The following is a 22,977-nucleotide window of genomic DNA, read 5'->3' as shown; positions in this document are numbered from 1 at the left end:
CGTGTGCGTGGGGTTGCCAGCACACGAGATCCGTCAGATCGCTGTGTACCCGCCGTCGATGACGATCTGCTGCGCGGTGAGGTAGCTCGAAGCGTCTGAGGCGAGGAATCGAACAAGGCCGGTGAGATCTGCGGGGGTGGCCATGCGGCCAAGCGGGATACGGGAGACCCAGTCCTCGAGGAGTTCCGGCTCGCGGTCGATGATCTGCTGGGTGAGGTCGGTGAGGACGTAGCCGGGCGCGATTGAGTTGACGCGGATGCCGGCGCTGGCCCATTCGACAGCCAGGGATTTCCCGAGATGAGCGACTGCTGCCTTCGACGAGTTGTAGGAGGCAGCCCATTGCGGCACGTTGACGATGGAGCCCGACATGGATGCGATGAGGACGGCGCTCCCCGGAAGCCCTGCCTTCAGGAGGCCCGCGCCGAAAGCCTGCGTGGAGAAGAACGTCCCCGTCAGGTTCACATCGATGACCTTCCGCCACTGGGCTGCGGTGACGTCGATCGAGTCGCCGTTGATCTCGATGCCGGCCGCTGTGAGGAGAATCTGCGGGGTGCCCAGCAGTTCCGTGATCTCCGCGAAGACCGCCGCTGTCGCGTCCTGATCGACGACGTCGAGTCTCCGACCGACTGCCTTGACGCCGAACTCGTCTGCGAGCTGTGCTGCGGTGTCCTCGACGCTGTCGAGAAGATCGAGGAGTGCGACGTCGGCGCCGTTCTCGGCAAGTGAACGGGCGACGGTGAGCCCGATCCCTCGGCCGCCACCCGTGACGACTGCGGTTCTGCCTGCAAGTTCTCTGCTCATGTTCTGTCTCCTTCGTTGTGTTGGACGTGCTGGGGAGAGGCGAGTGCCTCGTCGAACCCCTGTCTTGTGGATGCGATGAACGTGCGAGCTGCGTCCGACCGGTCGAGCGCACCGAGCACGCCGCTCGTCGATCCCGTGCCGTCCGCGCCAGCGGCCATGATGTGTCTGGCGATTGTTGGGGAGGCGACGCCTCCCGCGTGCATCATGAGAACTGCCCCGCTGGTGTCGCGGACCGCCGTATTCGCTTCGGGGATCCAGGACCGGCTGACGGCACCTGAGGTTCCGATGAGTGCGGGCGGTTCGAAGAGGATCGCCGTCGGGTTCAGGAGTGAGAAGCGGACTGCATCGCCGATCGTGCCAGCGCAGACGATGGTGAGCAGCCCTACCCCGTGAGCACGGGACACGGTTTCGGCGAGTGTTTCTGGGTCGAGTTGGCGGCTCTCGTGATTGAGCATGACTCCGTCGGCGCCTGCGTCGACGAGCGCCTCCGCGGTCGTGGAACCGAAGGTGGCGCCGATCGTGTCCGCGTCCATTGCCTGCGCGAAGACGAGCACGCCTGAATCGAGCTCTGCGGTTCGAGTGACGAGCGCGTTCGGGACGGTCAGGACGACATCGACTTCGTGTTCGGCCCCCGCCGCTCCCGCTGCGACGGCCAGCGCCTCGATCTCGGTCTGACGCAGCAGGTTCTTCGGGCCGATCTCGAAGAACGGCGGAGTGAGGAGTCTGGTCATGCGTCGATCAATGCCCGCAGGAAGCGGGCTGTCTCTGGCAGGCTCCGCTCCGGATCGCCGTGGGTGGAGCATTCGAGATTCAGGGAGCCCGTGTATCCGATGTCTCGGAGGGCTCCGATGATCGAGGGCCAGTCGAGCGAGCCATGACCTGGAAGGAGTCGGTTGTTCTCCCCGAGGTGCACCTGCTTGACGTGGCCACCGCACTGACGCAGCGTCGCGGCGATGTCCGCTTCCTCGATCGACATGTGGAAGGTGTCGGGGAGGAGACCGGCACTCGGATGGTTGATCATCTCGAGGAGGTGGACGTTGTCGGAGGCGCGGTTGAGGTACCGGCTCTCGTACCGGTTGAGCGGTTCCAGGAGCACGCGCCCGGCGGTCCCGTCAACCACGTCGAGCATCTCGGCGTAGAAGTCCAGGAAGCCCTCCTGCTGACGGAGATCAAGCTGCAGGAACGGGTCGAAGAGGGGCAGGGGATTCTGGGGGCCGTACTCGAACTCGATCTCAGTGACGAGGCCGATCTCAGCGCAGACCGATGCCGCCTCCAGATACATCTCTCGGCATCGGGTTCGAAGATCCGCGTCTGGTGACATGGCGTTGCCGTAGACGTCGTCAGTGAGCACGAACTCGACTGGGCGCACCCCGGTCTGCGACTCGAGCTCGCCCAGTTCCACCCGGATGTCGTCGTTCCAATCGACGAACGGCTGGAAGATCGCGATCGTGTCGTACCCCCAGGCCGAGAGCCGTTCCGCCTTCTCCGTGAGAGTCGCACCGGGAATCATCGGCGATGAGCAGCACAGTTTCATCTTCACTCCATTTTCTCGACCTCGTGTGAGGTGTTTTTGTGTCGTCCTCTGCACGCTGGTGCAGGTGTCAGGTCGCGTAGAGGCGTTGCAGGGAGTCTTCGAACAGCGCATAGCGCTCGGCGCGGTCGATGAGTTCGGTCCGGAGCCGCCCACGAGACGGCTCGTAGCGCGCGTTCAGGGGTCGGTTGAGTTCCGCGGCGTCGTGGATGCTCGCGAGCTCTCCTGCCGCGACGAGGGCGAGCACCGCGGCCCCTCTGCAGGTCGCCTCCCGCTCATTGGGGACAACGACGTCCACCTCGCAGACGTCCGCCTTGAGCTGGTTCCTGAAGGTCGATGCAGTGCCACCGCCGGTGGACACGATCTGCTGCGCACGCGCTCCGCTGAAAGAGTCGATGTTGCGTTTCAACAGGTGGGCGAGGCCTTCTTCGACTGCGTATGCGAGGTCGAAGCGGTCATGGCCGAGGGAGATGCCCACGAAAGCTCCGCGAGCATCCGGAAGGTAGTCGGGCGGATTCAGGCCCGTGAGGTAGGGCAGGAAGATGGGGGCGCCCATCGCCGACCGGGAGGTGAGTTCGCGCTCGAGCTCCGCATGGGAGAGGTTCTGGAGCCCCTCCCTTCTGAACCACTCGAGGACAACCCCTCCGCTGTCTGCGCCGTTGAAGAGGACGATGTCGTCGGGGTGGAGTCCGGTGTGGAACGAGATCCTTTGGCTGGGGTCGAAGCGCCAGTCGCTCGCGAGCATCGACAGCGAGAGCACCGTTCCGGCTGATTCGCTGATGGTGCCAGCCTGGTAGGAGCCGGTGCCCGCCATCGCGCAGAAGTGGTCAAGCGCGCCCACGTTCACCTGATAGCCGACGGCTTCGGGCAGCTGAGCCACCACGTCCGCCAGGACTGGGCCGACGTCGGAGCCGGCAGCAGCGACCTCCGGCAGCTGGTCTGAGGTGAGGCCGCAGAACTCGAGCATCTCCCCCCAGTACTGGGATCGGCGGACATCCCACAGGTAGGTGAAGCCACGTGTCGAGACCTCGCCGACGCTGTGCCCGGTGAAGCGGCGGATGAGATAGTCCTTGACCATCAGCACCTCGTGGGTTCTCGCCATCGTCTCCGGCTCGTGCGCTCGGAGCCAGCTCAGTTTGGAGGCGGGCCATGCAGCCGACGCGAATGGCTGCCCGCTGATCTCGAAGGCGGTGTCCGCTGAGAACGACGCAGCCATGAGCTCGGCCTCGACACCGGCCCTGCTGTCCAGCCAGGAGAGGGCTGGACGGACGGGACGACCGGAGGCATCCACGAGAACCAGCGACTCCGCCTGTCCCGTGAACGCGAGCACTGCGTCGTGCTCACGAGTTGTCGCCGCTGCGCGCCGCGCGCAATCGGCGACGAGCGCCAGGATCGTCTGGAACAGCGCTCCAGGATCGAACTCGACGTGGTCGCCGGACCTTTCGTAGCTCACGGGCCCGGATGCGCTCGCAAGAACCGCGAGCCGCTCGTCATACAGCACGACCTTGAGGTTCGTGGTTCCGACATCGATGGCGTAGACGAGCATCGTCATTCACCCATGAACTGGAAGTGCACGACGCGTGTGCGCGGGCGCACACTGTCGAGATCGCCGAAGTAGATGCGTCCGAACTCACCGAGTACGGCCGCGCCATCGACGACGGGAATGACCTCGGAACGGCCGAGGATCGACGAGATGATGTGACCGTCGGTGTTGAGGCCCCATTCGGGCAGCTCATCGCGCAGCGCGGCGGCGTTCTCGATGTGGATCGGCCCCGGATGCAGGTACTGGCCCTCATGGCGTGTAGGGGGAGCGATCTTCGCGAGGACGTTGAGCGTGTCCTGCAGGATCAGCTGCGTCCCGTAGTACGTCACGTCTTCGGACTCCTCCTGGAGGAAGACCGTGCAGCTCGTATGCGCCGTGTAGACGGTGAGGAGTCCATTTCTGGCGCCAAGCTCGGCGAGGAACGTCTGCGCCTCGTCGGTGATGTCGAAGAACTCCTGCCGCGCGGGTGTGTCGATCGAATGCGACCCGCTGTGAACGCCCATGTTCTGCTCCTCAAATGAAGTCGTGTGAGTGACTTCATCCTGATCTCGAATCTTTCCGAGTGGAAAGACGAAGCTACGATGAGTTCATAAGCTGCATCTATCACTGACTCTTGGAGGAGCGATGACCGGAGACGTGACCCTGCGGCAGCTTCGCTACGTCAACGCGGTCGCAGAGGACCTGAACTATCGGCGAGCTGCCGAGAAGCTCTTCATCACCCAGCCCGCCCTCTCCTCCGCCATCCGTCAACTGGAGGAGCAGCTGGGCGCGAAGGTCTTCGACCGCGACACCCGGTCCGTCGCGCTGACTGCATTCGGGCGCGAGTGGCTCCCCCATGTGCGTGCGGCGCTGCGCGCTGTGGACGAGACCCTCGACGTCGCCTCGACGCTCATCAACCACGCCGAAGTGCGCATCGGGTACCTCATCGGCACGGGAGCGGATCTCCTCTTCACCCTGCTGGAGGACGTGGAGCGGGACCTGCCGGGCATCACGATCGAGATGACTGAATACGACTTCGCCGACCCGACGGCCGGGCTCGCGAGCGGAAAGTCCGACATCGCACTCATCCGCCCTCCCGTCGGGGCGTTCGGGCTCGAGATGGCAGTGGTGGAGGAGGAGACCTGGGTGGCCTGCCTGCCGAGGGCGCACCGGCTCGCGGGCAGGGGTGAGCTGCGGATCGAGGAGCTTCTCGACGAGCCGCTGATCGTCGCCCCGGAGCCGGCAGGAGCCTGGCGCGACTACTGGATGGCTGCAGACGCACGACACGGCAAGCCAGCGCTGATCGCCGGTGAGGCTGCAACGTACGAGACCGAGACGACGATGGTCTCGCGCGGCATCGGCGTGAGCTTCACGACCTCGTCGATGACCAGGCTCTACGACCGGCCGGGCATCACGTTCGTCCCCATCGTGGACAGGCCCGTCAGCTACTCCGCGCTCGCTTGGCACCCCGACCGGGTGTCGCCCTCCGCGCGAAGACTCGTCCAGCGCATGCTCGACCGGGCGCAGGTGCGGCAATCGGACTCCGGCTGATAGGCCAGAGTTATCAATCCATAAGAGGACCGGACTTCCAGAGTGCTGGGCCACTGGGTTCACTGTCTCCAAGGACACGGCCGGATCATGGTCGTTCCACGCAAAGAGGCGAGGAGATGCAGTGATAAATCCACTGAAAAGGTCCAGGCGTGATCCTCTGCCTGAACCATCGAGTTCCAGCGCGGACGAGGATGCGCGGCTCGCGGAATTCGGGTACGACCAGAAACTCGATAGATCCGTCGGGAAGATCGCATCCTTCGCAATCGGATTCTCGACGATCAGCGCGACCACGGCGGTCTTCTCCGGATTCGCGGCTGGCTATTCGAATGCGGGAGCTCCATTCATCTGGACCCTGTTCATCGCGATCCCGGTATTCCTGCTCTGGACGCTCATCGCGGCGGACATCTCGGCCAAGATCCCCCTCGCCGGGTACGCCTACCAGTGGACGAGCCGACTCAACGGGCCGGTCTTCGGCTGGTTCACCGGCTTCGCGGCGCTCATCGGCTGGACCAGCGGCATGACCAGCCTCGGCTACGTGTTCGCCGGCTACCTCGGCAGCGTCTTCGGCTGGGAGCTCTCGCAGCCGAATCAGATCTTCCTCGCCATCGCGGTCGTCATCGTCTGCGTGCTCATCAACGCCTACCGAGTCCGGCTTGCGACGCTCATCAACAACATCGGGGTGGGGCTGGAATTCGTCGTCACCATCGGCGTCACGCTCGTGATCGCGTTCGTGGCCTTCGTCATCCCGGGCAACGCGCAGCCGTTCTCGTCGCTGTTCGAGGGCAACAGCCCCGATGACGCGACTCCATACCTGCTCGCATGGCTCGCCGCATCTCTCGGGCCGTTCTTCGGACTCGTCGGGGTGGAGGCGGTCGCCGATGTGGCGGAGGAGACGAAAGACGCGCGCCGCGTCATCCCCCGCACCATGTTCTACGCGTTCGCGGCCTCCTGCATCATCGAGTTCGCGATGTACCTCGTCTACACGCTCGCGATCAAGGACCCTGCCGGAGTGCTCGCCTCCTCGGCGCCCATCGACGAGATCATCTCGCAACAGCTCGGTCCCGTCGTCTCGAAGATCGTCATCGCCATCGCGCTCACCAACATCCTCGTGTGCCTGCTCGCCAACGTCTTGGTCGGCACCCGGCTGCTCTACTCGATGTCGCGGGACAACATGATGCCCTTCTCGAAAGCGCTCCGCCACGTCAGCCCCACCCGCAAGACCCCGTCCACAGCAGTGCTCACGCTCGGGGTGGTCTCGGTGCTCCTGCTCCTGTCTGCGCTCGTCAGCCCCGCCGCCTTCAACTACTTCCTCGGCATCGCGACGCTCGCGTTCTTCAGCACCTACGTCCTGCAGACGATCGGGTTGCTGATCGCGTCCTACAGGGGTCGCATCCCAGCCCCCGAACCGGGCACCTTCGACCTCGGGCGCGCCAGGCGACCGCTGCTCATCATCAGTCTCGTGGTGTTCCTGATCGTCGAGATCGCACTGCTGTTCCTCCCCGCGTTCGCTGGCAACGGCTTCGTGTTCGCAGGAGCTCTCGGGCTGGCATTCCTCTGGTGGCTGCTGGTGCTCAGGAAGCGATTGAGCACGGGCCACGCCGGCTCCAACTACGCGCGCGAGCATCCCGACGAGGAGCTGACTGCAGCTCGGTAGCTTTCCGAGGAGGAAACGCCCCAGGCGGGCCGCGAGGGTACAGACTTGCCTCGCGGCCCATCCTCGATGGAGGGTCGACGGCAGCGCTCAAGGGTGAGGGAGCAGGAACATGGTCGCAGCAGAAGAGCCGGGCACGGGCGGGATTCGCGTTGATCGCGAGACGGTCCTGTCGGCGGATGGAACGCGTATCGCATACGAGGTCCGCGGCTCGGGGCCCGTGGTGGTCATCGTGAACGGCGCGTTCTCGACGGCGCGGGACGTGACGGAGTTCGCGCTCGCACTCGTCAGGGTCGGCTTCGCCGCCGTCGCCTTCGACCGGCGCGCTCGCGGCGACAGCGGTGACACGAAGCCGTCGGCGCCAGAGCGTGAAGCAGAAGACCTCGCGGCCGTCATCGGCGCGGTCGGCGGTCAAGTGAGCGTCGTGGGGCATTCGTCCGGGGCCGTGCTGGCGCTCTTCGCCGCCTCCCTCGGTGTTCCCGTGCAGCACCTGTTCCTGTCGGAGCCTCCGTTCCGCTTCGGTCAGCACGAACCGGACCCAGACCTCGCCGAGCGCCTGCAGCGGCTCGTCGACGAGGGTGAAGCGGCAACCGCGGTCTCGACGTTCCAGCTCGAGGGGGTCGGGCTCGACCCTGCCCTCGTCGAGCAGATCCGGCAGAGCCCGATCTTCCCCGGGCTTGTGCCGCTCGCGCAGTCGACGGTCTACGACGCGCAGCTCGTGCGGCAGGTGTCGACGCCGACAGCGGCGATGGTCGACGTGCAGGTGCCCGTGACGATCGTCGTGGGCGGCGACACGTTCCCGTTCCTCGCGAGCGCCGCGAGGCGTCTTGCTGAGACGCTGCCGGGGTCGGAGCTCGTCGAGGTCGCCGAGTCGGTCGGGCACCGCGTGCATCCCGAGGCGACGGCGAAGGTCCTCGCGGAGCGGCTGCTGTGACCCCGGCCTCGCAGCGCGATCAGCAGCTCGAGCGTGTGATCCTCGAATTGCTCGCCAAGCGGGCTGAGGGGCCACCATCTGCCCCTCGGAGGCGGCGCGAGCCGTTGGGGGAGACGAGTGGCGCGGCGAGATGGATGCGGCGAGGGCGGCCGCGCTGCGCCTCGTGGCGGCCGGCGACGTCGACATCACCCAGGGCGGCGAAGTCGTCGACGGCGCCTCGGCCAGGGGGCCGATCCGCATCCGCCGCCGAGCCTGAGGCCTCACCGCCCAGGGTGGCGGGCGCCTCCAAAGGTGGGGAAGAAGCTCGCGTCAGCTGTCGAGCTTCTCCAGTCGAACCACGATCGACTTCGAGGTCGGCGTATTGCTGACGTCGGCGGTGGAGTCGAGCGGCACGAGCACGTTCGTCTCCGGGTAGTACGCGGCGACGCAGCCGCGCGGGGTGGAGTAGACGACGATGCGGTGGCGTTCGCTGCGGCGCTCTTCGAGCGACCCGTCGCGGCCTGGCCACTCCGAGACGATGTCGACGTGGTCGCCGTCGGCGAGGCCGCGGTCCCGTGCATCCGCTTCGTTGACGAAGACGACCCTCCTGGCGCTCTTCACGCCCCGGTACCGGTCGTCCTTGCCGTAGATGGTGGTGTTGAACTGGTCGTGCGAGCGCAGCGTCTGCAGCAGCAGGCGGCCCTCGGGAACCTTCGGGTACTCGAGCTCGTTGGCAGTGAACTTCGCGGTGCCGCCGATGCTCGAGAAGTCGCGGCCGTCGCGCGGTCCGTTCGGCAGGATGAACCCGCCGGGCTCGTCGATCTTCGCCTCGAAGTCCTCGAACCCGGGGATGACCCGGGAGATGGATGCGCGCACGTTCGCGTAGTCGGCGCGCAGCTCGGCCCAGTTCACCTGCGGCACGTTCGGGCGCGAACGTGTCAGGACCCGCTCGGCGAGCATCGTCACGATGGCGACCTCGCTGAGCAGTTCGTCGCTCGCCGGCTCGAGCCGCCCGTGGGAGGCATGCACGGCGCTCATCGAGTCCTCGACGGTCACGCGCTGCGTGCCGCCCGCCTGCCGGTCGCGTTCCGTGCGCCCGAGAGTGGGGAGGATGAGCGCTCGGCGTCCCGTTGCGACGTGCGAGCGGTTCAGCTTCGTCGATACCTGCACCGTGAGGGCAAGCGACTCCATGGCTGCCTCCGTCACTGCCGTGTCGGGTGTCGCCCTGGAGAAGTTGCCGCCCATGGCCATGAAGACGCGGGCCTTGCCGTCGCGCATGGCGCGGATCGCCTCGACCGTGTCGTAGCCGTGCTCGCGGGGAGAGGCGAACGAGAACTCGGCGTCGAGCTTGTCGTGGAACGACTCGGGCATCCGCTCGAAGATGCCCATCGTGCGGTCGCCCTGCACGTTCGAGTGCCCGCGCACGGGGCAGACGCCCGCGCCTGGCTTGCCGATGTTGCCCTGCAGGAGGAGCAGGTTGACGCAGTCGCGCAGCGTCGGCACCGAGTGCTTGTGCTGGGTGAGGCCCATCGCCCAGCAGACGATCGTCGATTTCGAGGCGAGCAGCAGCTCGCCTGCCTCGCGGATCTCGGCTTCGCTCAGCCCGGTCGCGGTCTCGATCTCCGCCCAGTCGAGCGTGCGGAGGGACTCGAGGTACGCATCCACACCCGACGTCTTCGCCGCGATGAAGTCGTGGTCGAAGACGGTGCCGGGGTTCGCCTCCTCGGCGTCGAGCAGGATGCGGCCGAGCGCCTGGAACAGAGCCTGGTCGCCGCCCAGCTTGATCTGCAGGAACAGGTCGTTGAGGGCGGTGCCGCCGAGCACCATGCCGCGCACGGTCTGCGGATTCTCGTACCGCATGAGCGCCGCCTCGGGCAGCGGGTTCACGGCGATGATCTTGCCGCCGTTGAGCTTCGCCTTCTCGAGGGCGGTGAGCATGCGGGGGTGGTTGGTGCCGGGGTTCTGCCCGGCGATGATGATGAGGTCCGCCTCGTGGAGGTCCTCGAGGCTCACCGAGCCCTTGCCGATGCCGAGCGTCTCGCCGAGTGCGGAGCCGCTCGACTCGTGGCACATGTTGGAGCAGTCGGGGAGGTTGTTGGTGCCGAGGCCGCGCACGAACAGCTGGTACACGAACGCCGCCTCGTTCGAGGTGCGGCCTGAGGTGTAGAAGATCGCCTCGTCTGGGCTCGACATCTGCGCGAACTCGTCGGCGATGATGTCGAACGCGTCGTCCCAGCTCACGGCCCGGTAGTGCGTTCCGCCCTCTTCGAGGAGCATCGGGTGAGTGAGGCGGCCCTGCTGGCCGAGCGAGTAGTCGTCCCAGGTGCGCAGCTCCTCGATGGAGTGCTCGGCGAAGAAGCTCGGGGGAACGCGCCGTTTCGTCGCTTCTTCGGCGACGGCCTTCGCGCCGTTCTCGCAGAACTCGGCCGGGCTGCGGTGCTTGCCCTCCGGCCACGCGCATCCGGGGCAGTCGAAGCCGTCCTTCTGGTTGATGCGCAGCAGGGTGCGGGCCGTGCGGGCTGGGCCCATCTGCGCGGTCGTCACCTTGAGCGAGTTGAGGACGGCGGGGATGCCGACGGCAGTGATCTTCGGCTCGGAGAACATCGCGGCGGTCTCGTCGATGTTCTCGACGATGCGCGTCACGCCGGCTTCGGGCTTCGCGCGCTTCTCTGGATGCTTCGGTTCGGGCATCGTTGCTCCTCCCGGGGAATCAGCCCAGTCTACGCGTGAGGCGCGTGTTCCAGGCTGTGCCATCTTGACAGTTAGAAGTCTAACTGTAATAGTTCTAACTATGTCGAATAAAGCGCCAGCCCCACGCACGCCCCTCGAGTTCGTTCGATGGATCAGCTGGGCGCAGATGAAGGCCGGGGAAGACTGGACACGTGAGCGCGAGCTCACCCGGCCGCAGAGCTTCGTGCTCGGCTACCTCGTGCAGAGCCCAGGGGCGAGCCAATCGGAGCTCGCTCGCATGAGTCGCACGACCCCCGCGAGCGTCTCGAGTCTGCTTCGCGGCCTTGAAGGGCGAGGGCTCATCGAACGCCGAACCGAGGGTGGCGACGAGCGCACCAAGCGCGTCTATGCAACGCCTGCGGGAGCCGAGCTCATCGCGGGCTTCGAGGAGGCCATGATCGCCGCAGACGAGACGATCCTCGCGCCGCTCGACCCCGACGAGCGAGTCGCGTTCCAGGCGCTGCTCGCCAAGATCACGGCTCAGCTCCCGCAGCCAGTGCGCGACTAGCCCTCCGAGACGCGCGACCGAGTCGCGCCCCCTCACGTGCCGACGAGTGTCGGCGCGCGCTCCGTCCTGCCCAGAAAGAAGCAACCATGAGCACACCACCAGAAACCGAAGCCAAGGCCGATCTGTCGGCGACCCGTGAGGCCACCCCGGATGCGGCGCACACGAACCGCTGGTACCTCTCGTCGGCACCGATCGTCAGCGCACTCCTGCACCTCTGCGTGCCCATGGCGGCCGCGATGATCGTCGGGGCGATCTACAACCTCACCAATGCGGGATTCATCGGCTCGCTCGACGACACGGCCCTGCTGGCGGCCATCACCCTGGGCTCACCGATCCTCATCCTCGTCATGGGGGTCGGGAACGTCTTCGGGGTCGGGGGACCGCCGAATAGGTCAGCTTCGCCCCATCTCGACCCCGAGAACGGGGTGAAAGTGACCTATTGGCTGGGTTGCGGGTTGGGGGCGGCGTGCGGCGTGCTGCGGTCAGGCGGCCGACGTGACCGACTTCAGGAAGTCGATCGTCGAGGTGAGCGCGCTCTGCGCATCCGCCCCCTCGAGCTTGAACTGGTATTCGTGCTGCAGCGCCGGCTGGTGGTCGTCCGGATAGAAGACGGTCGTGACCGGAACGCCGAGCCCCTGCAGCTTCGCCGCGAACGGCTGCGACTGGTTCGAGGTGAGCGGGTCGGCGTTGCCGCCGGAGATCCACGTCTGCGGGAAGTCGGCGGTCACGGAGTCGAGGGTCGACATCTCGAGGCCGCCGGGCGTCTGCGACCAGTCCTTCTCGCCCAGGTAGGCCCACAGGGCGACGCGGAAGCCGTAACCGCCGAGGCCGGGCGCGTCCGGGATGCCGCTCACGTCGTAGATGCCGCAGTTCAGCACCATCCCGGCGATCTGATCGCCGGCGAGCGCCGGCTTCAGACCGACGAGCTCGGCATAGTCGGGGTTCGTGGCGAGTGTCGCGAGCTGGCTTGCGAGCTGCGCGCCAGCGGAGTCGCCGGCGAGGACGATGCGGCTCGGGTCGATGTTGTACTCGGCGGCGTGCTCGGTGAGGTGTGCGAGCGCGTCGTTCAGCTGCGTGAGCGCCGTCGGGTACGTGGCCTCGGGGGCCACCGTGTAGTTCAGGGCGACCGTCGTGAACCCCTCGGCGGCGAGGATCTGCACGTACGGGTCGACGTTCTGCTTGCCGCCGGAGATCCACGCGCCCCCGTGGATCCACACGACCGTCGGCAGCGCCTCGCTCGTGCCAGCGGGGGAGTAGAGGTCGAAGGTCGTGTCGGATCCGTCGTCGCCGTAGGGGACGTCGAGCTGCGCCTGCAGGGTGTCGGCGGTCGGGGCGAACGTCTCCATCTCGGTGATGGTGCGCTTCGCGTCGAGCTCGAACAGGGCGCGGATGAGCATGGCAGCTGGCCAGGGGGTCGACACCCAGATGATCGCGCCCACGAGCCCCGCGGAGAGCACGCCGAGGGGCACCGTCCTACTCTTGCGCCGGTACCAGGGCTTCTTCGGCGTGACACTCGGGTGGATGCTCACCCGGCCATTCTTTCAGCACGACGGTCCATGTAAACGCACGTCGCCGTGTTGTCGGCGGGACTCGGCATGCAATAGCGTGCAGATCACCCCTCCCTCGATGCAGCGATGCAGCACTGACCGCTCAGATCGGCAGTGATGCTGCGGGCATCCCGACGCCGATCGGACCGTGCATGTACGCCCTCCTCGTGATCCTCCAGACAGTGGTGCTGCCGCTGATCTTCGGCGGCGTCCACCTGGGCGTCGCGGGCGGGAACCCGGCCATCGTGTTCGGGATCTGGTTCGCGTTCTGGGGAGTGGGGATCCGCCTCATCGTCGCCGGCATCAGCCAGCTCACGAACCCTCGGCGCACCACGCAGACGATCCTCGGAGCGGCGCACGGCGACTCGGAGGACGCTCCTGACGACGACGCCGAACGGGGCGATACGGGCACCGGAACCGGTGCCTCGACCGACACGATGACGAAGACCGGAGCGGCGACCGCGCAGGTCGTCCAGGAGCTCGGTCTCGCCAACCTCAGCCTCGGCGTGGTCGCACTCGTCTCCTCGCTCGTCCCCGGCTGGGGGCTCATCGGGGCGCTCCCCGGGGCGATCTACCTCGGCCTCGCGGGCCTGCGCCACCTCGCGAAGCGCGGCAAGAGCCTGAACGAGCTCGTCGCCACCTGGACGGACCTGCTGGTCTTCCTGCTCGTCGTCGGGGGCGTCGTCGCCGCGGGCCTGCGCGGCTGGTGAGCGTTCGTCCGCCCGGCCTGTCGCTCCCTCGCCTGCGATAGCGTCGAGCACACCATGATGCTTCGCCTGGCCCGCGCACTGCTCGTGCGCAGCGCTGTGCGCGACGTGCGGACGGGGCTGCTCTCGATCGCCGTCACGGGCACGCCCCCGGCGGGCGGGGCGGTGCTCGCCGCGAACCACGGCTCCTGGTGGGACGCCTACCTCATCGGCCTCTTCGCCAGGAACGTCGGCTCCGATGTCGCCGTCATGATGGGCGACGAGCAGCTGCAGCGCTTCCCGTTCCTGAGGCTGGTCGGTGCCGTTCCTCCGCGCGCGCTCCGCACTCTCGTGGCTCGCGCCCGGGCGGGCGATTGGGCGCTGATCTTCCCGGAGGGCGAGCTGCGCGCCGGACGCGGCCTGTCCGACCTGCACCCTGGTGCCGAGTGGGTCGCGGAGCGAGCTGGAGTGCCGCTTGTGCCCGTCGCGATCCGCGTCGTCCTTCGGGGTGCCGCGAAGCCGGAGGCGTTCATCCGCTTCGGCGCACCCGTGCGCCCGGAGCAGCTCCGGGCGGCGCTCGCGTCGATGCTCGGCGAGCTCGACCGGGCGCTCGACGCCGCCGATCCCGCCCGCCCGCTGCCCGGCTACCGGGTCGTGTTCGACGCGCAGCGCTTCCGCCGAGACCGGGTCGGGATCGCCGGGCGGATGCTCGCCTACCTGACGAGGCCCGAGGGCTTCGGGATGCGCCGCGGCGGGGCGCGCGGCAGGGGGCGCGGGTGAACCGGGTGCTCGCGAGCCGCGCCGTCGCCGGAATCGCGCTCGCCTACCTCGGTGCCCGGGCCGTCGTGCTGCTCGGGAACCTGTTGACGCAGCCGAGTCTGCGGGCCGGCGCACCAGCTCGACAGCGGGCCCCTCGCGTCTCGCTGCTGATCCCCGCCCGCGACGAGGAGGCGACCCTGCGGGAGACGCTGCCAGGGTTCCTCGGGCAGGGCGCCGATGAGGTCGTCGTGCTCGACGACGAGTCGAGCGACGCGACGAGGGCCCTCAGCGAGTCGGCGGGCGCCCGGGTGCTCGGCGGCGCGCCTCGCCCCGACGGCTGGACGGGCAAGAACTGGTCGTGCGCGCAGCTCGCCGAGGCAGTTGCGCCCGCTCCCGCCCCCGCTCCTTTTTCCGGTCGTGCCGCTCCCGGTCCCGCTGGTCGCGCAAGCCAGTGTCCAACTTCAGTGCAGAATCCGCCGGCAGCGCCCGCTTCGGGCCGAGAACACTCGGAATCGCACCGATGTTGGTCAGGAGATCCTGAAGCAGCCGAGGCAGAGGCAGAGGCAGACGCCGTCGCGCGGCACCCGAGCGACGTGCTGGTGTTCACCGACGCCGACGTGCGCTGGAGCCCCGGCGCGCTCGATGCGCTGCTGGCCACCATGCGCGCGTCCCGCGCCGATCTGCTCACGGTGTTCCCGCGCCAGGAGACGCGAACGCTCGGCGAGCGGCTCATCACCCCGTTGAACGACGCCGTCGTGCTCGGCTCGGTGCCCGTGGCCCTGCAACACCGGCGCGCGCCGGTCGTCGCGAACGGCCAGGTCATGGCGTTCACCCGCGCCGCCTACGACCGCATCGGCGGCCATGCGGCCGTGAGCGGTGAGCTCGTCGAGGACATGCGCCTTGCCGAGCGGATGCGCGCCGCTGGCGGGCGGGTTGTCGTCGTGCGCGGCGGAAGCGCCATCGCCGTGCGCATGTACGACGGCTACGGCAGCTCCGTGCGCGGCTTCGCGAAGTCGCTCCTCGGCCTCCACCACGGTTCTCGAGCGCTGATGGCGGCGACGAGCCTCCTCACGATCTGCGTCTACACGCTGCCCTGGGTGCTGCGGGTGTGGCCGGATGCCCAAGCCAGCGCGGGCAGGGGCGCGACGGCACGCATCCTGCACCTCGTGCGCATCGCGGGGCTGCTCGACCGCGCCCTCGTGAGCGTCATCACGGGGCGACGCCGACCGCTCGACCTGGCGGAGGGGATCCTGGGCCCGATCAGTCCGCTGCTCGTGCTGCCCGTCTACGCGCTGGCCGGGCGACGCCGCGTCGCGTGGAAGGGCCGCGTCTACGAGGCGTAGAAGAGCCGCCTAGACTTGAGGGGTGACCTCGACCGGCCTGCTGACACCCACCATGGGTGAAGTGGAGTTGCGAGGCACCGATCTCGACTTCGAGGCCGGCCTGGCCGCGCCCGTCGATCAGCGACCGCGCGATGCCGCCCGGGTCCGCCGGGTGCAGCTCGCGTTCGTCGCCGCCTCCGTCTCCACGTTCATCGCGCTTGCCTCGCACGTCCTCGCAGGTGGCGGCATGCCTGGCCTCCTCGGCGTCGCCTTCCCGTTCGGCCTTGCCGTGCTCGCGTGCCTGCTGCTCGCGCGCATCCGCACCGACTCGCTGCGCCTTGCCCTGTCGGTCGGGGCCAGCCAGTTCCTCTTCCACACGCTCTTCGTGCTCGGCACGCCGTCTGCGGCCGTCGGCGCGGGGCCGGCGGCGGATGCGCACGCCGGCCACGGCCAGCTCGCCGCGGCCTCCGCCATGGCTGACTTCGCGTCGACCGCGGGCAGCGCGGTTCCCTCCGGGGCGGCGCTGCACCTGGCCCACGACGGCGCGCTCATGTGGGCGATGCACGCCGTGGCCGCGGTGCTGACGGCCCTCGCCCTCTTCTTCGGGGAGACGCTCGTCGCGAGCCTCGCCAAGGCGAGGGACTCGGCAGTCGAGCTGCTGCTGCCGTTGCTGCGCACGATCCTCCTCCTCGCCCGAGGCGAGCGCCCCACGGCGCCCGTCGACTCGGCGCCACTCGATCTGCCCTGGGTACCGTCGCTGACGGTTCGCGCCGGGCGCACGCAGCCGCGACGCGGCCCGCCCGCGCCCCCGCGACCCTCAACGTTCGCGACCTCGAACTAGCACCGCATCCCCTCGACCCCGCTTCCACGGGGGAGGCGATCCGGTGCGGGCCGGCGTCGAATTTTCTCCGTCCGCGGCAGCCGCGCGCGCTCTGCGCGCTCGGTTCGCGTGCGGTCGGACAGACCCGAGGAATTCTCGAGATGTCAATCGACTCAACTCCCCTTTCAACGACCCAAGCACTCCTCCCACCGACCACCGAACCGAAGCGCGTCGTCCGCGCGGCCTCCGCAGTGCTCGCGCTGCTCGTGGCCTGCCTCCTGGGCTTCGCGGGCGCGGCCCCCGCGCAGGCCCACGACCAGCTCATCGAGAGCGCACCAGCGCCGGGGGCGGCCCTCGACGCGGCACCTGCCGACATCACGCTCCGCTACTCCGCCGACATCATGGACATCGGTCCGATGATCGTCCTCGAGGACGCCGCCGGCACCGCTTGGGCGACCGGCGAACCGGTCATCGACGGCTCCGCGGTCACGAGCACCATCGACGACGCGCTGCCGGACGGCTCGTACACCATCAACTGGCGCGTCGTCTCGTCAGACGGGCACCCGATCACCGGCACGATTCCGTTCACGGTCGGCGATGCGAGTGCAGCGGATGCGCTCGCCGCAGAGGTCGCCACACCGGCGCCAAGCGAGGCGGCCGTGTCTGACGCCGACTCGGCCCCTGCGTCGGAGTCCGACTCCGGCGCGACGACCGAGCCCACGGCCGAGGTCACCTCCCGGTCGGCGTTCGACGTGCCGCGGCTGCTCCTCATCGGCGGCTTGGGCGCGGTCGTCGCGCTCGGCGTCGCCTGGGTGATCGTCCGCTCCCGCAAGGGCGCCCAGCAGGACGGCGACGCCGATGCGCGCTGACTCCGCCGCCCAACACATTCGCTTCTTCTCCTCCAGAAAAGGAACCCAACTCATGACCAGCATGACCACGAGCACCACCCGCCCACTCGCAGCAGCAGCCTTCCTCACGGCCGCGGCGCTCGCCCTCACGGGGTGCGCGACGGCAAGCACCGCCACCGGTGCGGATGCCGACTCGGCGACGCCCGCCGCCGAGTCCGTCACCGTCGAGAACACCTGGGTCAAGGCCGAGGACTCCGGCATGTCCGCCGCATTCGGCGAGATCGAGAACACGGGGGCGGGGGACGTGACGATCGTGTCGGTCGCGAGCCCGGCATCCACCGCCCTCGAGCTGCACGAGACGGTCGCGAACGAGACCGGCGAGATGACGATGCGCGAGAAGGGCGGCGGATTCACGATCGCCGCCGGTGAAGCGCTCACCCTCGAGCCCGGTGGCAACCACATCATGCTCATGGACCTGCCGGAGCCCATCGTCGCGGGCGACGAGGTCACGTTCACCCTCACGTTCTCGGACGACTCGACGCTCGACTTCACCGCCCCTGCCAAGGACTACGCGGGCGCCAACGAGACCTACGAAGACGGCGACATGGATGACATGGGCGGCGACACGGAGATGGACCACAGCGACCACGCCGACCACAGCGACCACGCGGACAACAGCTGATGCACGGCGACCAGAGCCCTGGTCGCACCCGCCCGACTCGGCGGCAGCTCCTCTTCGGAGGGGCTGTCGCCGGGTTCGGCGCGGCCGCGGCCATCGGCGCAGACCAGGCGCTCCGCCTCGCGGCACCCGTTGCGAGCCAGGACGACAGCGTTCCCGTTCCCGTGCCGGGGGATGACACCGTCCCGTTCTACGGCCAGCATCAGGCCGGCATCGCGACGCCGCCGCAGGCGCACGCGACACTCGTGGCCCTCGACCTGCGCGACGGCACCGACCGCGACGCGCTGCGCCGCCTCATGCAGCTCCTCACCGACGACGCGGCGAGGCTCGCCCGCGGCGAACCGGCGCTCGCCGACTCCGAACCCGAGCTCGCGCACGTGCCCGCGAACCTCACGGTCACGTTCGGGTTCGGCCCGGAGTTCGTCCGCCGCGCCTCCACCTCCCCGACGCAGGCCCCCGCCTGGCTGCGGCCACTCCCTGCCTTCGGCATCGACCGCCTCGAGGACGCGTGGAACGACGGCGACCTGCTCCTGCAGGTCGCCGCCGACGACCCGTTCACCGTCGCCCACGCGCTGCGGATGCTGCTGAAGGACACCCGCAGCTTCGCGACCGTGCGGTGGACGCAGCCCGGGTTCCGCCGGGCACGCGGCTCCGAGGCATCCGGCACGACGATGCGGAACCTGTTCGGGCAGGTCGACGGCACCGTCAACCCCGCGCCGCCGACCGTCGACTTCGAGCAGCTCGTGTGGATCACGGAAGGCGCGTTCGCGGGAGGGACGGGCATGGTGGTGCGGCGCATCAGCATGGACCTCGACAAGTGGGACAGGCTCGACCGCAGCGGCCGCGAGCAGTCGGTCGGGCGCACCCTCGCGAACGGGGCCCCGCTCACCGGCACCCAGGAGCACGACGAGCCCGACTTCACCGCCAAGAACGCCGCGGGATTCCCCGTCATCGCCGAGTTCTCGCACCTGCGGCGGGCGCGGTCGGAGAACACGGCGGAGCGGTTCTTCCGCCGCGGCTACAACTACGACGACGCCCCGAGCGGCGAGCAGATCTCGAACTCCGGCCTGCTCTTCATCTCCTTCCAGGCGGATGTGGACGCGCAGTTCGTGCCCGTTCAGCGGCGCCTCGACGAGCTCGATCTGCTCAACGAGTGGACGACGCCGATCGGCTCCGCGGTGTTCGCCATCCCACCCGGATGCGCGGAAGGCGGCTACATCGGAGAGGGGATCCTCGCGTGAGCGCTGCGCGTCCGACTCCACGGCGAGGCTGGTTCGCTCAGCTGCTGATGCGTCTCCACTTCTTCGCAGGCGTGTTTGTCGGCCCGTTCATCCTCATCGCCGCGCTGAGTGGTGCCCTGTACGCGCTGACACCGCAGGTCGAGCAGCTCGTGTACGACCGCGAGCTGCACGCGCCGACGGCGGACGAGTACCTGCCGCTCGCCGAGCAGATCGAAGCGGCCGACGCCTACGTCGGGGATGGGCCGGCCGGAGCCTCCCCGGCGATCGTCGCGGTGCGGCCGGCGCCGGAACCCGGCGACACGACGCGAGTCATGTATGCGGATGCTGGACTGGGGGAGAGCAGGACCCGCGCCGTCTTCGTCGATCCCGCGACCGCCGAGGTGCGCGGGGACCTGCCCGTGTATGGCACCTCGGGCTCCCTGCCGTTCCGAACCTGGGTCTCCGACCTGCACCGCAGCCTCCACCTCGGCGATGCCGGCAGGCTCTACAGCGAGCTCGCGGCGTCCTGGCTCGGGGTCGTCGCGCTCGCCGGAGCTGGCCTCTGGGTGACCAGGTATCAGCGGGCTCGCCGTGCGAAGCGGGCGTCGCAGCAGCGCGAGCTGCTGCGGCCGAACCTCGCGGCGACAGGGTTCGTTCGCACGCGCAGCCTGCACGCATCCACCGGTATCTGGGTGCTCGCCGGGGCCCTTTTCCTGTCGGTCACGGGCATCACCTGGTCGCAGTACGGCGGGGCGAACTTCAGTGAGCTGCGCGCCGCCGTGGGCTGGACGACGCCTTCGGTCAGCACGAGCCTCGACGGCGCAGGCAGCCCTGCTGCCGACGAACACGCCGGGCACGGGCACAGTCACGGTGCGCCGACGCCGAGTGCCGACGTCGCAGCGCTGAGCCCGCGCGCCTACGACTCGGTGCTCTCGGTCGCGCAGGAGGTGAACGTCAACACGGGGCTCGTCGAGATCCGGCCGCCGGCCGAGCCGGGCACGGCGTGGGTCGTGCAGGAGATCCAGCGCAGCTTCCCGACCGAGGTGGATGCGGTGGCCATCGATGGCGCGACGATGCAGGTCGTCGACCGGGTCGACTTCGCCGAGTTCGGGCCGGTCGCGAAGCTCAGCCGCTGGGGCATCGACCTGCACATGGGCTCCATGTTCGGCCTCGCGAACCAGCTCGTGCTGTTCGCCGTCGCCATCGGCATCGCGGCGATGGTCGTGTGGGGCTACGTCATGTGGTGGCAGCGGCGCCCGAAGCACGACCAGTCGCGTCGTGTGGGCGCGTCACCGCCGCGGGGAACGCTCCGGCGCGCGCCGTGGTGGGGCGTTCTGCTGGTGCTGGCCGGTGCGGCGGCGGTCGGAGTGTTCCTGCCGCTCATGGGAATCTCGCTCGCCGCTTTCCTCGTCGCCGACGTCGTGCTCGGCGCGGTTGCTCGACGGCGGGCAGCTGCTCACCCTTCCAGGGCCGACAGGACGGTCTTCGAGAGCTCTCGGCGCAGCTCAGGGACGTCGACGTGCAAGTGAAGGTGCGCAGGGCGATGATCTGAGCACACGTGTCGCCCCGTCTCGCGTCTTCTGCGAGGCTTTCTCAGTGATGGTCACACTGCGACTGCCTCGCGGAGGGCGCGATCGCGGGCTTCACGGCGGAGGGTGTCGGTCGCGACGACGTCGACATCGATGTCCACGACGTCACTGGAATCGGAGGATTCTCGCGGTCGACGTGGCAGCTTCGTGCGCTGGGGGTGGCGGTGAGTGCACGTGCGCTCGGAGTGCTGTGTGATACGTTACCCCGACTCGAGCGACCAGATTCCAGCCCGCAGTGACCGACGGAGTTCACATGGCCAAGACGCACGCCCCCTTCTGCACGGCTTCGCATCCGCAGTCGTCGCCGGGGGAGATGCGGGTCAAGGGAGGCTCGCACCGCCGCTTGGATTTCACGTGGGCGAAACATTTCTTGCACACCAGGGAAATGTTGCGGGTGTCGTATGGAGCCGTGTCTCCGTACGGCAGCGATTCGAGTTCAAGTGATATGTCACATTTCACACCGGAGGTGTGTGCGGCTGTCAGCAGCCGCTTTCGTCTGTCGTAAATGTGATCGCTCTCATTTCGTCGCGAGAGCGCGACGGAGAGCAGAAGCCCTCGTCTTCGCAACGAAGACCCTCAGAGAGGAAACCCCGTGAGAAACCCCGTGAAGAAAACCAGGCTCGCCGGCGTCCTAGCCCTGGCGACGACGTCGATCATGCTGCTGAGCGCCTGCGGTGGAGGAGCAGCGCCACAGGCCGAAGGAGGCGCCAGCGGTGAACCAGCCACCGGCGGCACCGTGCACATGCTGCAGAACGCCGACTTCTCCTACCTCGACCCCGCGCGCGGATTCGACGGGGGCGTGAACGCCTTCTACCGTCTCATCTACCGAGGCCTCACGATGCAGGCGGCCGGCAACGCCGAGGACCCGAACGCGATCGTCGCCGACCTGGCTGAAGGCCTCGGCGAGCAGTCTGAAGACGGCCTCAAGTGGACCTACACGCTCAAAGAGGGCCTGAAATTCGACAACGGCGACCCGATCACCTCCGCGGAGGTCAAGTTCGGCATCTCGCGCGCCTGGGACCCCGAGATCGGTATCGGCTCGCCGTACCTCAAGCAGGTCATCGACGCACCCGAGGGGTACGAAGGCCCTTACGTCACGGGCGACCTGCCGACGATCGAGACACCAGACGAGCAGACCATCGTCTTCAACCTCAAGGCTCCCTTCCCCGAGTTCGATAACGTGCTCGCACAAGCCAACGCCGTCCCGTTCCCCCTTGGAACCGGCGGCGGCAGCGAGTTCATCAACGACATCATCGCGTCGGGCCCGTACACCCTCGACAGCTACACCCCCGGCACGGCGATCAAGCTCGTGCGCAACGAGAACTGGGACCCGGACACCGATGACGTGCGCGAGGCGTACCCGGACGCGTGGCAGTTCGACATCGGCCTCGACCCGGCCACCATCGACGAGCGCATGATCGCGGGGCAGTCGGCGGATGTCAACGCCATTGCCGGGGTCGTCCAGGCAGCGAGCCTCCCCCGCCTCCAGACCCCGCAGCTGCAGGAGCGCATGGTGACCTCACCTGCCTTCTGCACGACCTACATGTCCATGAACACCAGCAAGGACGTGTTCAAGGACGTCAAGGTGCGCCAGGCCATCAACTACGCCATCGACCGCTCGGCAGTGCAGAACGCGTCAGGCGGCAACCAGCTGGCAGACCCGGCAACCGCCATCATCCCGGCGGCCGTCAACGGCCACCTCGACTACGACCTGTACCCGAGCGACGACTTCGCCGGGAACACGGCAGAAGCCGAGAAGCTCCTCCAGGAGGCTGGTGTCGGCGACGGATTCTCGTTCACCCTCGACATCCGCTCGCAGCCCAAGATGCAGGCCCAGGCAGAGGCGATCCAGCAGGCGCTCGCGCCGCTCGGCATCGACGTCGCCCTCAACGTCATCGACACCTCGACCTACTACGAGACGATCGGCACACCCTCGCAGCAGCACGACGCAGCCATCACTGGCTGGTGCCCCGACTGGGCGTCGAGCGCCAGCACGTTCCTGCCGCCGCTCTTCGACGGACGCAACATCACCGACAAGGGCAACTCGAACCTGGCGCAGATCAACGACCCTGCGATCAACGACCGCATCGACGAGATCAAGGCCATGACCGACCTCGACGCGGCGAACACCGCGTGGGGCGAGCTCGACAAGCAGATCATGGAACTCGCGCCCATCGCCCCGCTGGTCCTCGAGAAGGGCGTCTTCCTGCCAGGCGAGAACATCGCAGGCTACTCCCCGAGCACGAGCATGACCGACCTGACCATCGTCGGCCTCGCGGACCCGTCTAGGGGCTAATCGT

Annotated in this window: 21 protein-coding genes; 14 read left to right on the top strand and 7 right to left on the bottom strand. The window is 68.2% G+C overall.

Annotated features, from left to right (window positions below; translation table 11 throughout):
• Positions 1-33: 33 nt before the first annotated feature.
• The 5 genes from GV007_RS02790 to GV007_RS02770 form a co-directional block, all read right to left on the bottom strand.
• Positions 34-801 (bottom strand): SDR family oxidoreductase, encoded by a 768-nt coding sequence (locus GV007_RS02790; protein WP_160070900.1) that lies wholly within the window; start codon positions 799-801, stop codon positions 34-36.
• Complete coding sequence (locus GV007_RS02785) at positions 798-1,532, bottom strand: triose-phosphate isomerase (RefSeq protein WP_160070899.1); 735 nt, start codon at positions 1,530-1,532, stop codon at positions 798-800. The genes GV007_RS02790 and GV007_RS02785 overlap by 4 nt, the downstream gene beginning before the upstream one ends.
• Positions 1,529-2,335 carry a sugar phosphate isomerase/epimerase family protein gene (locus tag GV007_RS02780; RefSeq protein WP_228502669.1) on the bottom strand — a complete coding sequence of 269 codons (807 nt, stop codon included), beginning with the start codon at positions 2,333-2,335 and terminating at the stop codon, positions 1,529-1,531. The genes GV007_RS02785 and GV007_RS02780 overlap by 4 nt, the downstream gene beginning before the upstream one ends.
• 67 nt (positions 2,336-2,402) lie before the next feature.
• Complete coding sequence (locus GV007_RS02775; RefSeq protein WP_160070897.1) at positions 2,403-3,884, bottom strand: FGGY-family carbohydrate kinase; 1,482 nt, start codon at positions 3,882-3,884, stop codon at positions 2,403-2,405.
• Positions 3,881-4,378, bottom strand: coding sequence for a YjbQ family protein (locus tag GV007_RS02770; protein WP_160070896.1), 498 nt, complete (start codon positions 4,376-4,378; stop codon positions 3,881-3,883). Before GV007_RS02770 ends, GV007_RS02775 begins: the two co-directional genes overlap by 4 nt.
• Positions 4,379-4,499: 121 nt before the next feature.
• Here GV007_RS02770 and GV007_RS02765 point away from each other — a divergent pair, with 121 nt between their 5' ends.
• The 4 genes from GV007_RS02765 (at position 4,500) to GV007_RS02750 (ending at position 8,246) form a co-directional block, all read left to right on the top strand.
• Positions 4,500-5,405 (top strand): LysR family transcriptional regulator, encoded by a 906-nt coding sequence (locus GV007_RS02765; RefSeq protein WP_160070895.1) that lies wholly within the window; start codon positions 4,500-4,502, stop codon positions 5,403-5,405.
• A gap of 121 nt (positions 5,406-5,526) precedes the next feature.
• The gene (locus GV007_RS02760; RefSeq protein WP_201297544.1) at positions 5,527-7,059 is read left to right on the top strand and encodes an APC family permease; all 1,533 of its coding nucleotides are present in this window, start codon (positions 5,527-5,529) and stop codon (positions 7,057-7,059) included.
• Between the two features lie 109 nt (positions 7,060-7,168).
• Positions 7,169-7,990, top strand: a complete 822-nt coding sequence (locus tag GV007_RS02755) for an alpha/beta fold hydrolase (RefSeq protein ID WP_160070894.1) — start codon at positions 7,169-7,171, stop codon at positions 7,988-7,990.
• A 76-nt stretch (positions 7,991-8,066) separates the two neighbouring features.
• A complete protein-coding gene (locus GV007_RS02750) occupies positions 8,067-8,246 on the top strand; it encodes a DUF3253 domain-containing protein (RefSeq protein ID WP_160071555.1) in 180 nt (59 codons plus the stop codon).
• Positions 8,247-8,299: 53 nt separating this feature from the next.
• Here GV007_RS02750 and GV007_RS02745 read toward each other — a convergent pair whose 3' ends face one another.
• Complete coding sequence (locus GV007_RS02745; RefSeq protein WP_160071554.1) at positions 8,300-10,573, bottom strand: FdhF/YdeP family oxidoreductase; 2,274 nt, start codon at positions 10,571-10,573, stop codon at positions 8,300-8,302.
• A gap of 187 nt (positions 10,574-10,760) precedes the next feature.
• On the opposite strand from GV007_RS02745, the gene GV007_RS02740 reads away from it, so the two are divergent.
• Complete coding sequence (locus tag GV007_RS02740) at positions 10,761-11,207, top strand: MarR family winged helix-turn-helix transcriptional regulator (protein ID WP_160070893.1); 447 nt, start codon at positions 10,761-10,763, stop codon at positions 11,205-11,207.
• Between the two features lie 482 nt (positions 11,208-11,689).
• Here GV007_RS02740 and GV007_RS02735 read toward each other — a convergent pair whose 3' ends face one another.
• Positions 11,690-12,736, bottom strand: a complete 1,047-nt coding sequence (locus GV007_RS02735) for an alpha/beta hydrolase (protein ID WP_236558269.1) — start codon at positions 12,734-12,736, stop codon at positions 11,690-11,692.
• A gap of 170 nt (positions 12,737-12,906) precedes the next feature.
• Between GV007_RS02735 and GV007_RS02730 the strand changes: the two genes are divergently transcribed.
• The 9 genes from GV007_RS02730 (at position 12,907) to GV007_RS02690 (ending at position 22,973) form a co-directional block, all read left to right on the top strand.
• Positions 12,907-13,464: a hypothetical protein gene (locus GV007_RS02730; protein WP_160070892.1), complete on the top strand. Its 558-nt coding sequence runs from the start codon at positions 12,907-12,909 to the stop codon at positions 13,462-13,464.
• A 54-nt stretch (positions 13,465-13,518) separates the two neighbouring features.
• Positions 13,519-14,220 (top strand): lysophospholipid acyltransferase family protein, encoded by a 702-nt coding sequence (locus GV007_RS02725; protein ID WP_160070891.1) that lies wholly within the window; start codon positions 13,519-13,521, stop codon positions 14,218-14,220.
• A complete protein-coding gene (locus GV007_RS02720) occupies positions 14,217-15,542 on the top strand; it encodes a glycosyltransferase (RefSeq protein ID WP_160070890.1) in 1,326 nt (441 codons plus the stop codon). Before GV007_RS02725 ends, GV007_RS02720 begins: the two co-directional genes overlap by 4 nt.
• A gap of 22 nt (positions 15,543-15,564) precedes the next feature.
• Positions 15,565-16,362, top strand: a complete 798-nt coding sequence (locus GV007_RS02715) for a hypothetical protein (protein ID WP_160070889.1) — start codon at positions 15,565-15,567, stop codon at positions 16,360-16,362.
• 140 nt (positions 16,363-16,502) lie between these two features.
• Positions 16,503-17,210, top strand: coding sequence for a copper resistance CopC family protein (locus GV007_RS02710; RefSeq protein ID WP_160070888.1), 708 nt, complete (start codon positions 16,503-16,505; stop codon positions 17,208-17,210).
• Positions 17,211-17,262: 52 nt separating this feature from the next.
• Entirely contained in the window at positions 17,263-17,871 is a 609-nt protein-coding gene (locus tag GV007_RS02705) for a copper chaperone PCu(A)C (RefSeq protein WP_160070887.1), read from the top strand.
• Positions 17,871-19,109 (top strand): Dyp-type peroxidase, encoded by a 1,239-nt coding sequence (locus GV007_RS02700; protein WP_160070886.1) that lies wholly within the window; start codon positions 17,871-17,873, stop codon positions 19,107-19,109. Before GV007_RS02705 ends, GV007_RS02700 begins: the two co-directional genes overlap by 1 nt.
• Positions 19,067-20,617, top strand: coding sequence for a PepSY-associated TM helix domain-containing protein (locus tag GV007_RS02695; RefSeq protein WP_160071552.1), 1,551 nt, complete (start codon positions 19,067-19,069; stop codon positions 20,615-20,617). Before GV007_RS02700 ends, GV007_RS02695 begins: the two co-directional genes overlap by 43 nt.
• A gap of 652 nt (positions 20,618-21,269) precedes the next feature.
• Positions 21,270-22,973 (top strand): ABC transporter substrate-binding protein, encoded by a 1,704-nt coding sequence (locus GV007_RS02690; protein ID WP_236558267.1) that lies wholly within the window; start codon positions 21,270-21,272, stop codon positions 22,971-22,973.
• The last annotated feature ends 4 nt before the right edge of the window (positions 22,974-22,977 follow it).

It is taken from the genome of Pseudoclavibacter sp. 8L, assembly GCF_902506465.1.
In the GTDB taxonomy this organism is placed as follows: domain Bacteria; phylum Actinomycetota; class Actinomycetes; order Actinomycetales; family Microbacteriaceae; genus Pseudoclavibacter.
Note: the sequence above shows the minus strand (reverse complement) of the source record. Positions and strands in the feature narration are given on the sequence as shown.

Excerpts from the sequence above, each read along its gene's own strand:
- GV007_RS02770 (WP_160070896.1), bottom strand. The coding sequence starts at position 4,378 with ATGGGCGTTCACAGCGGGTCGCATTCGATCGACACACCCGCGCGGCAG.
- GV007_RS02740 (WP_160070893.1), top strand. The coding sequence starts at position 10,761 with ATGTCGAATAAAGCGCCAGCCCCACGCACGCCCCTCGAGTTCGTTCGA.
- GV007_RS02710 (WP_160070888.1), top strand. The coding sequence starts at position 16,503 with ATGTCAATCGACTCAACTCCCCTTTCAACGACCCAAGCACTCCTCCCA.
- GV007_RS02765 (WP_160070895.1), top strand. The coding sequence starts at position 4,500 with ATGACCGGAGACGTGACCCTGCGGCAGCTTCGCTACGTCAACGCGGTC.
- GV007_RS02785 (WP_160070899.1), bottom strand. The coding sequence starts at position 1,532 with ATGACCAGACTCCTCACTCCGCCGTTCTTCGAGATCGGCCCGAAGAAC.
- GV007_RS02775 (WP_160070897.1), bottom strand. The coding sequence starts at position 3,884 with ATGACGATGCTCGTCTACGCCATCGATGTCGGAACCACGAACCTCAAG.
- GV007_RS02700 (WP_160070886.1), top strand. The coding sequence starts at position 17,871 with ATGCACGGCGACCAGAGCCCTGGTCGCACCCGCCCGACTCGGCGGCAG.
- GV007_RS02730 (WP_160070892.1), top strand. The coding sequence starts at position 12,907 with ATGTACGCCCTCCTCGTGATCCTCCAGACAGTGGTGCTGCCGCTGATC.
- GV007_RS02755 (WP_160070894.1), top strand. The coding sequence starts at position 7,169 with ATGGTCGCAGCAGAAGAGCCGGGCACGGGCGGGATTCGCGTTGATCGC.
- GV007_RS02790 (WP_160070900.1), bottom strand. The coding sequence starts at position 801 with ATGAGCAGAGAACTTGCAGGCAGAACCGCAGTCGTCACGGGTGGCGGC.
- GV007_RS02705 (WP_160070887.1), top strand. The coding sequence starts at position 17,263 with ATGACCAGCATGACCACGAGCACCACCCGCCCACTCGCAGCAGCAGCC.
- GV007_RS02780 (WP_228502669.1), bottom strand. The coding sequence starts at position 2,335 with ATGAAACTGTGCTGCTCATCGCCGATGATTCCCGGTGCGACTCTCACG.
- GV007_RS02695 (WP_160071552.1), top strand. The coding sequence starts at position 19,067 with ATGCGCGGAAGGCGGCTACATCGGAGAGGGGATCCTCGCGTGAGCGCT.
- GV007_RS02725 (WP_160070891.1), top strand. The coding sequence starts at position 13,519 with ATGATGCTTCGCCTGGCCCGCGCACTGCTCGTGCGCAGCGCTGTGCGC.
- GV007_RS02745 (WP_160071554.1), bottom strand. The coding sequence starts at position 10,573 with ATGTTCTCCGAGCCGAAGATCACTGCCGTCGGCATCCCCGCCGTCCTC.